At 65.4% G+C, this 13,070-nt stretch carries 9 protein-coding genes and 1 riboswitch; of the genes, 6 read left to right on the top strand and 3 right to left on the bottom strand.

Annotated features, from left to right (window positions below; all coding sequences use genetic code 11):
• Nucleotides 1-79: 79 nt before the first annotated feature.
• The 3 genes from thiQ to MU516_RS00905 are packed head-to-tail and all read right to left on the bottom strand — an operon-like array spanning nt 80 to nt 3,283.
• Nucleotides 80-772: a thiamine ABC transporter ATP-binding protein gene (gene thiQ, locus MU516_RS00895; protein WP_260275330.1), complete on the bottom strand. Its 693-nt coding sequence runs from the start codon at nt 770-772 to the stop codon at nt 80-82.
• Complete coding sequence (locus MU516_RS00900) at nt 765-2,309, bottom strand: ABC transporter permease family protein (protein WP_209054792.1); 1,545 nt, start codon at nt 2,307-2,309, stop codon at nt 765-767. The genes thiQ and MU516_RS00900 overlap by 8 nt, the downstream gene beginning before the upstream one ends.
• Nucleotides 2,285-3,283 (bottom strand): thiamine ABC transporter substrate-binding protein, encoded by a 999-nt coding sequence (locus MU516_RS00905; protein ID WP_260275331.1) that lies wholly within the window; start codon nt 3,281-3,283, stop codon nt 2,285-2,287. The genes MU516_RS00900 and MU516_RS00905 overlap by 25 nt, the downstream gene beginning before the upstream one ends.
• 34 nt (nt 3,284-3,317) lie before the next feature.
• Nucleotides 3,318-3,418: riboswitch (TPP riboswitch) on the bottom strand.
• A gap of 100 nt (nt 3,419-3,518) precedes the next feature.
• Here MU516_RS00905 and mutS point away from each other — a divergent pair.
• The 6 genes from mutS to pstA all read left to right on the top strand — a co-directional run bounded on the left by mutS (nt 3,519) and on the right by pstA (nt 13,055).
• Nucleotides 3,519-6,149 carry a DNA mismatch repair protein MutS gene (gene mutS, locus MU516_RS00910; RefSeq protein WP_260275332.1) on the top strand — a complete coding sequence of 877 codons (2,631 nt, stop codon included), beginning with the start codon at nt 3,519-3,521 and terminating at the stop codon, nt 6,147-6,149.
• A complete protein-coding gene (gene aroC / locus MU516_RS00915) occupies nt 6,146-7,246 on the top strand; it encodes a chorismate synthase (protein WP_260275333.1) in 1,101 nt (366 codons plus the stop codon). Before mutS ends, aroC begins: the two co-directional genes overlap by 4 nt.
• A gap of 117 nt (nt 7,247-7,363) precedes the next feature.
• Complete coding sequence (locus MU516_RS00920; RefSeq protein ID WP_260275334.1) at nt 7,364-8,953, top strand: BCCT family transporter; 1,590 nt, start codon at nt 7,364-7,366, stop codon at nt 8,951-8,953.
• A gap of 188 nt (nt 8,954-9,141) precedes the next feature.
• Entirely contained in the window at nt 9,142-10,185 is a 1,044-nt protein-coding gene (locus tag MU516_RS00925) for a PstS family phosphate ABC transporter substrate-binding protein (protein WP_260275335.1), read from the top strand.
• A gap of 66 nt (nt 10,186-10,251) precedes the next feature.
• Complete coding sequence (pstC, locus tag MU516_RS00930) at nt 10,252-11,709, top strand: phosphate ABC transporter permease subunit PstC (protein ID WP_260275336.1); 1,458 nt, start codon at nt 10,252-10,254, stop codon at nt 11,707-11,709.
• Complete coding sequence (gene pstA, locus MU516_RS00935) at nt 11,706-13,055, top strand: phosphate ABC transporter permease PstA (RefSeq protein WP_260275337.1); 1,350 nt, start codon at nt 11,706-11,708, stop codon at nt 13,053-13,055. The genes pstC and pstA overlap by 4 nt, the downstream gene beginning before the upstream one ends.
• Nucleotides 13,056-13,070: the final 15 nt, after the last annotated feature.

Below are 13,070 nucleotides of genomic sequence, written 5' to 3' on the forward strand. Positions count from 1 at the left end.
AGCGAATCCGGATCGTTATATATCGATCGGGTGGCGCAATTTAACATTGAGAGGCCGGAACAGCCTGAGTCGAGGCTTATCAACCCAGATAGGCGCGCAGGCCGGGCGGCGGATGGTCCAGCAGCGGGCCGGTGGGCGTCGGCGGATCGGCACGGCCATCCTGGATCAGGACCGTCTCGGTGGCGAAGGCGCGGGCGTCGCGCGGATCATGAGTGACCATCAGCACCGTCGCGCCGGTCTGGTCCGCGATATCCGACAGCAGGTCCAGCATTTCGGTCTTCAGCGCCGGTCCCAGCGCGGCGAAGGGTTCGTCCAGCAGCAGGATCGGCCTTGCCCGCAGCAGGACGCGGGCCAAGGCGACACGGCTTTGCTGGCCGCCCGACAGGCTGGCGGGCAGGCGCCGGGCCATGCCGTCCAGCCCGACCTGATCCAGCACCTGCGAGACCCGCGCCTGCTGCGCACCGTTCAGCCGCAGATCCGGGCGCAGCCCCAGCCCGACATTCTGCGCGACGGTCAGATGCGGAAACAGGTTCTGGTCCTGAAACAGGAACGACGCGGGCCGTTCGCCCGGTGGCAGGTGGGTGATGTCCTGCCCGTTCCACAAGATGCGTCCCTGATCGGGCGTCAGGAATCCGCCGACCAGCGACAGCAGCGTGGACTTGCCCGACCCCGAGGCACCGATGATCGCGACGCGCAGGCCGGGTTCGATCCGCAGATCGGCCCGCAGGGTGAAATCGCCACGCGTGGTGATGGTGTCGCGAAACTCAAGCAAGGCGGCCTCCTCGGTCGAACAGCCAGAACAGGGCAAAGCTGATCGCCATCAGCAAGACGGCGCAGGCCGAGGCGTCGGTCATGCGATAGGACCCCATCAGCTGATACAGTTTCAGCGGCAGGGTCGGCTGATCGGTGGCAAACAGTGTGATGACCCCCAGATCGCCCATCGCCAGTGCGGCGGCCAGACCGCCCGCGAAGCCAAGCGGCCGGGCCAGCCGGGGCAGCGTCAGGTGCCGCAGCCGTGCCAGCCCGCGCATGTCCAGCGAATCCGCCAGCCGCCCGTAATCCTCGCGCAGGGCCTGTGCTGCCGGGATCAGCGCGCGCAGCCCGAAGGGCAGGGCCATGATCGCGTTGATCGCCACGGTCACCGGAAGTGCCAGCGCGTCGGTTGAAAACCATCCGCGCAGCAGGATGAACAACCCCGTGCCAAGGACCAGCGGCGAGGCAATGATCGGCAGCATCCCGGCCGCCTCGATCCAGGCGGCGCGACCGCGCGCGATGGCCAGCGCCAGCGTCAGGCACATCGCCAGCGCCAGCCCGGCCGAAATCAGTGCCATGACGACGGACCGCAGCGCCGCGGTCCAGACCTCGGGCGGCAGGGAGGGGATGCGCGGCAGGCCCTGCACCGTGACCGCCATGATCGGCCACAGCAGGAACAGCGCCGCCAGCATGATGGCCAGCGCATCGGTTCCGACGCGCCAGCCGCGCGGCCCGCGTGGCCCCTGAGTCTGGTCAAGCCCGGTGCCGAACGCGGCGGGAATGCTGATCCGCCGTGCCAGCACCATCGCCGCAAGGCACAGCCCGATCTGCACCAGCCCCAGTGTCGCGGCCTTGCCCAGGTCGAAATCGAACCGGAACGCCTGATAGATGGCCAGCTCGACCGTGGTGGCGGATGGTCCGCCCCCCAGCGTAAGTGCCACCGCGAACGAGGTCAGGCAGACCAGGAAGACCGCCAGCCAGACACCGGGCAGAACCGCGCGCAGCATCGGGCGTTCCAGATGCCGGGCCACGTCACGCGGCGCGAAGCCAAGACTTTCGGCCAGCCGGAAACGCTCGGCCGGGATCGCCTGCCAGCCCTGCAGGATCAGCCGGACCGACAGCGGCAGGTTGAAGAACACATGCGCAAGGATCACCCCCTGCCAGCCATAGATGATGAATTCCGGCAGGCCCGCGCCGCGCAGCGCTTCGTTGATCGCGCCGTTTCTGCCGAAGACTGCGATCAGCCCCATGATCGCCACGATCACCGGCAGGATGAACGGCGCCCCCAGCAGCGTGACCAGCGCGCCGCGCCCGGCAAAGCGCCGCCGGGCCAGCGCGCGCGCCACGGGGATCGCCAGAACCGCCGACAGCGCCGCTGACAGCGCCGCCTGCCAGACGGTAAAGCGGACCGCGCGCCAGTCCCATGGGCCCAGCCCCGAAAGGCCCTGCGCCTGCCACGCGACGGCGGCCAGCGTGCCAAGGATCAGCGCCCCCAGACCGGCGGCGACCGCCGGCCCGCCAAGGCCCGATCTCAGCGCGAGAACGCGCGCAGCCATTCGTCAAGCGCGGGCTGACGCAGCGCCTCGGCCTCTTCTTCCGTGTAGAACAGGGTTTTTTCGGGGCGCGGCAGGTTGCGCATCACCTGCGGCCATTCGTCTTCCGGCAGCTTGGCGGGCAGCGACCAGTTGGCCAACGGGATGGTCTTCTGGAAATCGGGCGTCAGGATCCAGTCCATGAACTGTTGTGCCAGTTCCGGCTGGTCGGTACCTTTCACCTGCGCGGCCAGTTCGGCCATGAAATAGTGACCTTCGGGAAAGATCGCGGCCTTCTTGGTCAGATCGTCCTCGGCCGCGATGTGATAGGCGGGTGAGGTCGTGTAGGACAGCACCATGTCGGCCTCGCCGTCGGTGAACATGCCATAGCTTTCCGACCAGCCCTTGGTGACGGTCAGCACCTTTGGCGCCAGCTTTTCCCACGCCTCGGGCGCCTGATCGCCATAGACGCCCTTGACCCACAACAGCAGCGCCAGTCCCGAGATCGAGGCGCGCGGATCCTGGATCACGATCTTCAGGTCGTCGGGCGCATTCAGCAGTTCGTCGAAGCTGGCTGGCGGATTTTCCAGCCGCGTGTCGTCATAGATGAACGCCGTCTCGCCCCAGTTATAGGGCAGGAAGACATCGTCGGACCATTCGACCGGCAGCGTCATGTCGGTCGTGTCCTGACCATGCGGGGCAAACAGCCCCGAGGCGCGGGCGCGGGCCGTCACGTCGGTGTTCAGCCCGAAGACGATGTCGGCATCGGTATTCTCGCCTTCCATCAGGATGCGGGGCAGGATGTCGCCGGTCACGAACTGCAGATCGCAGTCGCAGAACGCCTCGAACCCTGTTTCGATCTTCGGGCCGGGGCCCCATTCGCTGGCGATGTAGTCGCCCGCATAGACGGTCAGCACTGGCTTGTCCTGGGCCGCGGCAGGCGACGCGCCCGCAGCGGTCGCGGCCAGCAGGGCAACGGATATCAGGGTCTTTGTCATCGCCGGTCCTCCTTCGTCTTCGGTGTTTCGAAAGAAAGGACAGCGCCACCTTCCCTCCGCCGGGTTTTAACCGGATCAGGTTCAACGGGTCCGCGTGTCGCGTCTCAGCCGGTCAGGGCCCCCCGAGGTATCCCGGAAACATAGTGCGAATGCGGCGCGCTGCAAGGTGAAAGCGCGGTTTCCAAGCCGCGCGCAGACAGCTAGAAACGCCGGCAAAGGCAGGCGAAGGACATCCATGAGCGATCAGCCCACACCGATGATGGCGCAGTATCTGGCGATCCGGGATGCCAATCCCGGCGCGCTGCTGTTCTATCGCATGGGCGATTTCTACGAGATGTTCTTCGATGACGCGGTCGCCGCCGCCGCCGCGCTGGACATCGCGCTGACGAAACGCGGCACGCATCAGGGTCAGCCCATCCCGATGTGCGGCGTGCCGGTCCATGCCGCCGAATCCTATCTGCTGACGTTGATCCGCAAGGGGTTTCGCGTGGCCATCGCCGAACAGATGGAGGACCCGGCCGAGGCGAAGAAGCGCGGATCGAAATCCGTTGTTGCGCGCGACGTGGTGCGGCTTGTCACGCCCGGCACGCTGACCGAGGAATCGCTGCTTGAGGCGCGACGGCACAATTTCCTGGCGGCCTTCGCGCAGGTCCGCGATCAGGCCGCGCTGGCCTGGGTCGATATCTCGACCGGCGCGTTTCAGGTGATGGATTGCCCGCTGTCCCGGCTTGCGCCGGAACTGGCGCGGCTTGCCCCGCGCGAATTGCTGGCCGTCGAGAATGCGGGGCTGGACGATCTGGCCGCCGATGCCGGGGCGGCACTGACCGATCTGCCCGCCGGTGCCTTCGACAGCGCGTCGGGTGCGCGGCGGCTATGTGCGCTTTACGGGGTCGAGACGCTGGACGGGTTCGGCAATTTCAGCCGGGCCGAACTGGCCGCGATGGGCGCGATCGTCGATTACCTGGACATGACGCAGAAGGGCAGGCTGCCGCTGATGCGCCCGCCGCTGCGCGAGAACGCAGGCGGCGCGATGCAGATCGATGCCGCGACGCGCCGCAACCTGGAACTGACCCAGGCCCTGTCGGGTGGGCGCGAGGGGTCGTTGCTGACCGCCATCGATCGCACCGTGACGGCGGCCGGGGCGCGGCTGCTGGAACGGCGCATCAGCGCGCCAAGCCGTGATCTGGCGCTGATCCATGCGCGGCAGGAGGCGGTGTCGCTGCTGGTCGATGACGCGCGGCTGTCGGCGGATCTGCGCGCCGCGTTGGGACACGTGCCCGACATGGATCGCGCGCTGTCGCGCCTGGCATTGGACCGGGGCGGGCCGCGGGATCTGGCGGCGATCCGTGCCGGGCTGACACAGGGCGCCGGGATCGCCACGCGGATGCCGGCGGATGCAACCCGGGTGCTGGCCCGGGCCGCGCGGGATCTGACCGGCCATGACGAGCTGATCGACCTGCTGGACGATGCGCTGGTGGCCGAGCCGCCTCTGCTGGCCCGCGACGGCGGATTCGTCGCCCCCGAATACGACGAAGATCTGGATCAGACCCGCCGACTGCGCGACGAGGGGCGCGGCGTGATCGCCTCGATGCAGGCGGACTATGCCGCGAAATCCGGTGTGCAAAGCCTGAAGATCCGGCATAACAACGTGCTGGGATACTTCATCGAGACGACGACCACGCATGCCGACCGGATGCGGGCGATGTCCGATATCTTCATTCACCGCCAGACCACCGCCAACCAGATCCGCTTCACCACGGTCGAGCTGTCCGAGCTGGAAACCCGGATCCTGAACGCCCGCGACCGCGCGCTGCAGATCGAAAGGAACATCTTTGCCCGGCTGCGCGATGCGGTGCTGGACCGCGCGGCGCAGATCGGGCAGGCGGCACGGGCGCTGGCCGAGATCGATCTGGCCGCGGCCTTCGCCGACATCGCCACCGGCGAGGGATGGACGCGCCCGCGGGTCGATGACAGCCGGGCCTTTCAGATCGAGGGCGGACGCCATCCCGTGGTCGAACGCGCGTTGAAGCGGAAATCCGAAAGCTTTGTCGCCAATGACTGCGATCTGACGGCGGGCGATACCCCCGCGATCTGGCTGCTGACCGGCCCGAACATGGCCGGTAAATCGACCTTTCTGCGGCAGAACGCGCTGATCGCGGTGCTGGCGCAGGCCGGGGCCTTCGTGCCCGCGCGTCATGCCCATATCGGCATGGTCAGCCAGTTGTTCAGCCGCGTGGGGGCCGCCGACGATCTGGCGCGGGGCCGGTCCACCTTCATGGTCGAGATGGTCGAGACGGCGGCGATCCTCAATCAGGCCGACGATCATGCGCTGGTCATCCTGGACGAGATCGGGCGTGGCACGGCGACCTGGGACGGGCTGTCGATCGCCTGGGCCGTGATGGAGCATCTGCACGCCGTCAACCGATGCCGCGCGCTGTTTGCCACGCATTACCACGAAATGACCGCCCTGACTGCCAAGCTGGACGGGGTCGAGAACGCCACCGTCGCGGTTCGCGAATGGGACGGCGACGTGATCTTTCTTCACGAGGTTCGCAAGGGCGCGGCGGACCGGTCCTATGGTGTGCAGGTCGCACGGCTGGCTGGGCTGCCGGCCTCGGTCGTGGATCGCGCGCGAGAGGTTCTGGACGCCTTGGAGTCGGGCGAACGGGAAGGTGCGGCACGGCCGGCCGCGCTGATCGACGATCTGCCCCTGTTCCGCGCCGTGCCGCCCGCACCCGCGCCGTCGAAGGCGAAGGACGGTCCTCTGGACGCGCGCATGAAAGACGTGCATCCCGATGCGATGTCCCCGCGCGAGGCGCTGGACCTGATCTATGAACTGAAGGCCCTGACCGGAGAACAGCCATGAGCTTCAACACATTCGGCCGCGAGTTCCGGTTCACCACCTGGGGCGAAAGCCACGGCCCCGCGCTGGGCGCGACGGTCGATGGCGTGCCGCCCGGTGTCGCGCTGGACGAAGACTTTATCCAGCAATTCCTGGATCGCCGCCGTCCCGGCACCAGCAAGCACACCACCCAGCGCCGCGAGGCGGATCAGGTGCGGATCCTGTCGGGCGTCTTCGAGGGCCGCACCACTGGAACGCCGATCCAGCTGATGATCGAAAACACCGATCAGCGCAGCAAGGATTACGGGGATATCGCGACCAGCTTCCGCCCCGGCCATGCCGATATCGCCTATCACCTGAAATACGGGCTGCGCGACTATCGCGGTGGCGGGCGGTCGTCGGCGCGAGAAACGGCGGCGCGGGTCGCCGCCGGGGGCGTGGCGCAGGCGGTTCTGGCCCATCTGCTGCCGGATCTGAAGATCATCGGCTACATGGTGCAGATGGGCGACATGCATCTGGACCGCGCGAAATTCGATGCGCGCGCGATCCCGGAAAACCCGTTCTTCCTGCCCGATGCAACGGCGGCAGATGCCTGGTCGGATTACCTGGACGGCATCCGCAAGGATCAAAACAGCGTCGGCGCCGCGATCGAGGTGCTGGTCGAAGGCTGCCCACCCGGCCTTGGCGCACCGGTCTATGCCAAGCTGGACACCGACTTGGCCGCCGCGATGATGTCGATCAACGCGGTCAAGGGGGTCGAGATCGGGGAAGGGATGGCTGCGGCCGCCCTGACCGGCACCGCCAATGCCGACGAGATGCGGATGGGCAATGACGGGCCGATCTTTCTGTCGAACCATGCGGGCGGCATTCTGGGCGGAATCAGCACCGGGCAGCCCATCGTGGTGCGGTTCTCGGTCAAGCCGACCAGTTCCATCACCACGCCGCGCCGCACCATCAACCGGCAGGGCGAAGAGATCGAGCTGATCACCAAGGGCCGCCACGATCCTTGTGTCGGTATTCGCGCGGTGCCTGTGGCTGAGGCGATGGCTGCCTGCGTGATCCTGGATCACCTGCTGATGGATCGCGCTCAGACCGGCGGCGTTCGGGGCGAAATCGGCTGATCGGGCTGCGGCGCCCGGCTCACCGGGTTGTGATCACGGGCTAAAAATGCTGTCATGTTCCATGTTCTGCCGTCCTGGCGAGACGTCGGGCGGATCCTTATCGCAGGCGGGGACGACATGACCGATACAAACAAAATTCCGGATCCCGATCCGAGGGTGATGGATTTCGATACCGATTACGAACTGGGCCAGGACAATATCCGACCGCTGGGGCTGGATATCCACAACCCGGTCTTTGTCATATCGGCGGGCGTGATCGTGCTGTTCGTCGTGGTCGCGCTGTTGAACCAAGAGGCGTCGGCGGCGTTTTTCGGCTGGTTGCGGCCTTTCCTGACCAGCACATTCGACTGGTATCTGATGTGGTCGGTCAACCTGCTGCTGCTGTTCTGTGTCTTCATCGCCGTCACCCCCTTGGGCAAGGTCAGGATCGGCGGGCGTGACGCGCGGCCCGATTACAGCCTGCCGGGCTGGATCGCGATGCTGTTTTCCGCCGGGATGGGGATCGGGTTGCTGTTCTTCAGCGTGCTTGAGCCGATGTATTACACGCTGCCCGAGCTGAATGCCTGGCCGCTTGGTCTTGATCCCGCTGTCGCGGGCAACGAGACGATGGGGATCGTCGGCACGATCTTTCACTGGGGGCTGAATGCCTGGGCCGTCTATGTGGTGGTCGGGCTGGCACTGGCGATCTTCTATTTCAACCTGGGCCTGCCGATGACGCTGCGCTCGGCGTTCTACCCGGTTCTGGGCGAGCGCGTCTGGGGCTGGCCCGGCCATGTCATCGACACGCTGGCGGTGTTCGCGACGCTGTTCGGGCTGACCACCACGCTGGGGCTTGGCGCGCAGCAGGTTGCGGCGGGGCTGAACGATGTGTTCGGGGTGCCGGTGTCCGATACGCTGATCGTCGGGCTGATCGTCGGCATAACCGCCATCGCGCTGGGTTCGGTTCTTCTGGGCATGGATGCCGGCGTCAAACGCCTGTCCGAAATCAACATGGCGCTGGCGGCGGTGCTGTTCGTGTTCGTCCTGCTGGTCGGACCGACGCTGTTTCTGCTGACGAATTTCGGGGCCGTGCTGCGCGACTACCTGATCCAGCTTGCACCGCTGTCCAGCCCCATAGGCCGCGCGGACGATGGCTACATGCATGGCTGGACGACCTTCTACTGGGCGTGGTGGATCGCCTGGTCACCCTTTGTCGGCATGTTCATCGCACGCATCTCGAAGGGGCGGACGGTGCGCGAATTCGTGCTGTATGTCCTGGTGGTACCGTCATTCGTCTGCGCGTTGTGGATGTCGGTGTTCGGCGGTCTGGCGCTGCACCAGATGGCAGGCGGCTATGACGGCGTGGCCGAGGTGGTCGCGGCATACAAGCCCGAACTGACGCTGTTCAGGATGCTGGATCAGTTGCCGCTTTACAGCATCACCGCGCCGGTCTCGCTGGTGCTGATCGTTGTGTTCTTCGTCACATCGTCGGATTCCGGGTCGCTGGTGATCGACACGATCACCGCCGGCGGCAAGATGGACGCCCCGGTGGCGCAGCGCGTGTTCTGGTGCACGTTCGAGGGGCTGGTGGCCATCGCGCTGCTGCTGGGTGGCGGGCTGAACGCCCTGCAGGGGGCCGCCGTGTCGATGGGGATTCCCTTCACGATCGTGGTGCTGGCGATGGCTTGGTGTCTGTTCCTGGCGCTGAGGTCCGAACGTCACAAATGATCGCCTGAAACTGGCAGGTTGTATGGATCCGGGCGCGCGCAACCGCGCGTCCGGACGCATTTCGCCCAGCAATCGCTGAGTTAGTCGATTGTCATCTAATCGTCACATAACGGTCGCATAGCCGTCACCTGCCGGGTCTAGGTCAGCAGCAGCCCCATACTGGGCAATGACCGACTCAGGAGAGATCCATGAACACCGCGAAATTCACCGTCTCGGCGCTGGCCATCGTCGCCGCCTCGGCCACCGCCGCTGCTGCACGCGACAATATCCAGACCGCTGGTTCATCGACCGTGCTGCCCTACGCGACCATCGTCGCCGAATCGTTCGGCGAGAACTTCGACTTCCCGACCCCGGTCGTCGAATCCGGCGGATCGGGTGCCGGCCGCAAGAAGCTGTGCGAAGGCGTCGGCGAGAACACAATCGACATCGCCAACTCGTCCAGCCGCATCAGCCAGTCGGACATCGACACCTGCGCCCAGAACGGCGTGACCGAGATCATGGAAGTCCGCATCGGCTATGACGGGATCGTCTTCGCCAGCGACATCGAGGGACCCGACTTCGCCTTTACCCCGGCCGACTGGTTCAACGCGCTGGCCAAGGACATCGTCGTGGACGGCGAAGTCAAGGCCAACGACAATGCCAGTTGGTCCGACGTGAACGGCGACCTGCCCGACCAGCAGATCCTGGCCTTCGTTCCCGGCACCAAGCACGGCACCCGTGAAGTGTTCGACGAGAAGGTGATCCTGGCGGGCTGCGAGGAATCCGGCGCCATGGAAGTCTTCGCCGAACAGAACGGCGGCGACGAGGACAAGGCCGAGGAAATGTGCACCTCGCTGCGCACCGATGGCGTGTCGGTCGATATCGACGGCGACTATACCGAAACGCTGGCGCGCATCGACGCCAACAAGAACGCCATCGGCGTGTTCGGCCTGTCGTTCTACGAGAACAACACCGACAAGCTGAAGGTCGCGACCATGTCCGGCATCAACCCCTCGACCGAGACCATCGCCTCGGGCGAATATCCGGTGTCGCGTCCGCTGTACTTCTATGTGAAGAACGCGCATCTGGACGTGATCCCCGGCCTGCAGGAATATATCGAGTTCTTCGTGTCTGACGACATGGCTGGCCCGGACGGCCCGCTGGCCAATTATGGCCTGGTGTCCGACCCGGAACTGGCCGCCACGCAGGAAATGGTTGCCAACCGCACCCCGATGGGCCCGCTGGACGAATAATTCCATCCCACACAGCTGGGGCGACGGCAGCGCCGTCGCCCCTTCACCCATTGTGACAGGTACCCCATGAGCATTGGCCTTATCCTGCTGTTCGTGGTCGGACTGGGCGTCATCGGCTTCTATCTGGGCCGACGCCGCGCGCTGACCAGCGTATCGGGCGATCCCCGCAAGCTTCATTCGCTTCCCAGCCAGTATGGCCAGTCGGTCTTTCTGTTCACCGTCGTTCCGGCATTGCTGTTGCTGGCGGTCTGGCTGCTGGCCGAGCCGCGCGTGATCGACAGCCGCGTGCGCGGCGTTGTCGAGGCCACCGGCGCGACAGGGTCCGAACTTGATCTGAAGATGGCCGACGTGACCCGCATCTCGGAAGGGCTGGATGCACTGGTTCAGCGTTCGACCCTGACCGAAGATCAGCTTACGCAGATGCGCGCCGATATGGCGGATGTCCGCGGGCGTCTGGCCGATGTGGGTGTCGCGCTGGGGTCCGCCGTCGAGCCTGCAGTGTTTCAGGCCGCCAAGCAGCGCCGCGCTCTGGTCCAGACAAGCAGCCTGCTGAAAGGTGCCGGGGTGGCGCTGTTCGCCATCGCGGGCTTTGCCTTTGCCATCAGCCGCATCAATCCCACTTTCAGGGCCCGGAACGTGTCCGAAGGGGTGGTGATGGCGTTGCTGATCGGGTCGTCGCTGGTCGCCATCCTGACCACGGTCGGGATCGTGCTGTCGCTGGTCTTCGAGACCGCAAGTTTCTTCCGGATGTATCCGGCGAAGGATTTCTTCCTGTCGCTGACCTGGAACCCACAGTTCCGCGGTGGTTCGGATCTGGGCATCTGGCCGCTGCTGTGGGGCACGCTGTATGTCTCGTTCATCGCGCTGCTGGTGGCCGTGCCGATCGGTCTGCTGGCCGCGATCTATCTGGCTGAATACGCCAGCAAACGTGTCCGCAGCGTTGCCAAGCCCGCCATCGAGATCCTGGCAGGTATCCCGACGATCGTTTACGGCCTTTTCGCGCTGATCACCGTCGGGCCGGCACTGCGCGACTATTTCGCGCAACCGCTTGGCCTGGGCAGTTCCTCGTCCTCGGTCATGACGGCGGGGCTGGTCATGGGCATCATGCTGATCCCCTTTGTCAGTTCGCTGTCCGACGACATCATCAATTCGGTTCCGCAGGCGATGCGTGACGGGTCTTACGGGCTGGGCGCGACGAAATCGGAAAGCATCAAGCAGGTGATCCTGCCTGCCGCTCTGCCGGGTGTGGTCGGTGCGGTTCTGCTGGCCGCCAGCCGCGCCATCGGCGAGACCATGATCGTGGTGCTGGGTGCGGGCGCAGCCGCAAAGCTGTCTTTGAACCCGTTCGAGGCGATGACAACGATCACCGTCAAGATCGTCAGCCAGTTGACCGGCGACACCGAATTCGCAAGTCCCGAAACGCTGGTCGCCTTTGCGCTTGGCCTGACGCTGTTCGTGTTCACGCTGGGGCTGAACGTGCTGGCCCTTTATATCGTCCGCAAATACCGGGAGCAGTACGAATGACCGACGCGACCGCACAGAACACCCCCGCGCCATCGGGGAAATCGCTGCTGAGCCTGGATCAGCGCACGCGCCGTCGCAACGCGTCCGAACGCCGCTTCCGGCTTTACGGGGCCGTTGCCATCTGCCTGTCCATCGCTGCCCTGGTCATGTTGCTGACCTCGGTCATCGGAAACGGCGCCTCGGCGTTCTTTCAGACCTATGCCAAGATCGAGCTGACGCTGGACCCCGCAGAGCTGGACCCGGAAGGCAATCGCAACCCCGACGAGATGGGCAAGGTCACCACGCTGCGCTATGGCAACCTGATGAAGGCGGCCTTTCCCGCGTCACTTCAGGCCGCCGGAATCTCGACCGAGGGGATATCGGACACCGAGATCGGCGACATGCTGTCGAAAGAGGCGCCCGCGCAGCTTCGCGACCGGGTGCTGAGCGATCCCGACATGCTGGGCGAAAGCGTCGAGTTCTGGGCCTTGGCCAACGGTCGCATCGACGGGTATATCAAGGGCCGCGTTTCGATGGCCTCGGCCGAACGCGACAGCAATGTCAGTCCGGCACAATTGCAGCTTGCCGACCGGATGCGCGAGGCGGGTCTGCTGACGACGCGCTTCAACTGGGATTTCATCACCTTCCCGGACGCATCCGAACTGCGTCCCGAGGCCGCCGGCCTGGGCGTGGCGATCGTCGGATCGGCCTACATGATGCTGATCGTGCTGTTCCTTGCGCTGCCGATCGGTGTCGCGGCCAGCATCTATCTTGAGGAATTCGCCCCTCAGAACCGCTTCACGGACCTTATCGAGGTGAACATCTCGAACCTTGCCGCGGTGCCCTCCATCGTCTTCGGTATCCTGGGCCTTGCAGTGTTCATCAACTATGCGGGCCTGCCCGCCTCGGCGCCCATCGTCGGCGGTCTGGTGCTGACCCTGATGACATTGCCGACGATCATCATCTCGACCCGCGCCGCGCTGAAGGCGGTGCCGCCGTCGATCCGGTCGGCCGCGCTTGGTGTCGGCGCCTCGAAGATGCAGACGGTGTTCCATCATGTGCTGCCGCTGGCTATGCCCGGCATCCTGACCGGCACGATCCTTGGACTGGCGCAGGCCTTGGGCGAAACCGCGCCCCTGCTTCTGATCGGCATGGTCGCCTTTGTACGCGACTATCCAAGCTGGCCGATCGATGGTTTCTTCGATCCCGCCTCGGCGTTGCCGGTGCAGGTCTACAACTTCACGACGCGCGGTGATCCGGCCTTTGTCGAACGCGCCTCGGGTGCGATCATCGTGTTGTTGGTCTTCCTGCTGTGCATGAACCTGCTGGCCATCTATCTGCGCCGCAAGTTCGAGCGGCGTTGGTAACATGGCCGAAAGGAG

This window comes from Paracoccus maritimus (assembly GCF_025195095.1).
In the GTDB taxonomy this organism is placed as follows: Bacteria; Pseudomonadota; Alphaproteobacteria; order Rhodobacterales; family Rhodobacteraceae; genus Paracoccus; species Paracoccus maritimus.

Excerpts from the sequence above, each read along its gene's own strand:
- MU516_RS00920 (WP_260275334.1), top strand. The coding sequence starts at position 7,364 with ATGACCGATACAAACAAAATTCCGGATCCCGATCCGAGGGTGATGGAT.
- MU516_RS00905 (WP_260275331.1), bottom strand. The coding sequence starts at position 3,283 with ATGACAAAGACCCTGATATCCGTTGCCCTGCTGGCCGCGACCGCTGCG.
- mutS (WP_260275332.1), top strand. The coding sequence starts at position 3,519 with ATGAGCGATCAGCCCACACCGATGATGGCGCAGTATCTGGCGATCCGG.
- pstC (WP_260275336.1), top strand. The coding sequence starts at position 10,252 with ATGAGCATTGGCCTTATCCTGCTGTTCGTGGTCGGACTGGGCGTCATC.
- MU516_RS00900 (WP_209054792.1), bottom strand. The coding sequence starts at position 2,309 with ATGGCTGCGCGCGTTCTCGCGCTGAGATCGGGCCTTGGCGGGCCGGCG.
- MU516_RS00925 (WP_260275335.1), top strand. The coding sequence starts at position 9,142 with ATGAACACCGCGAAATTCACCGTCTCGGCGCTGGCCATCGTCGCCGCC.
- aroC (WP_260275333.1), top strand. The coding sequence starts at position 6,146 with ATGAGCTTCAACACATTCGGCCGCGAGTTCCGGTTCACCACCTGGGGC.
- pstA (WP_260275337.1), top strand. The coding sequence starts at position 11,706 with ATGACCGACGCGACCGCACAGAACACCCCCGCGCCATCGGGGAAATCG.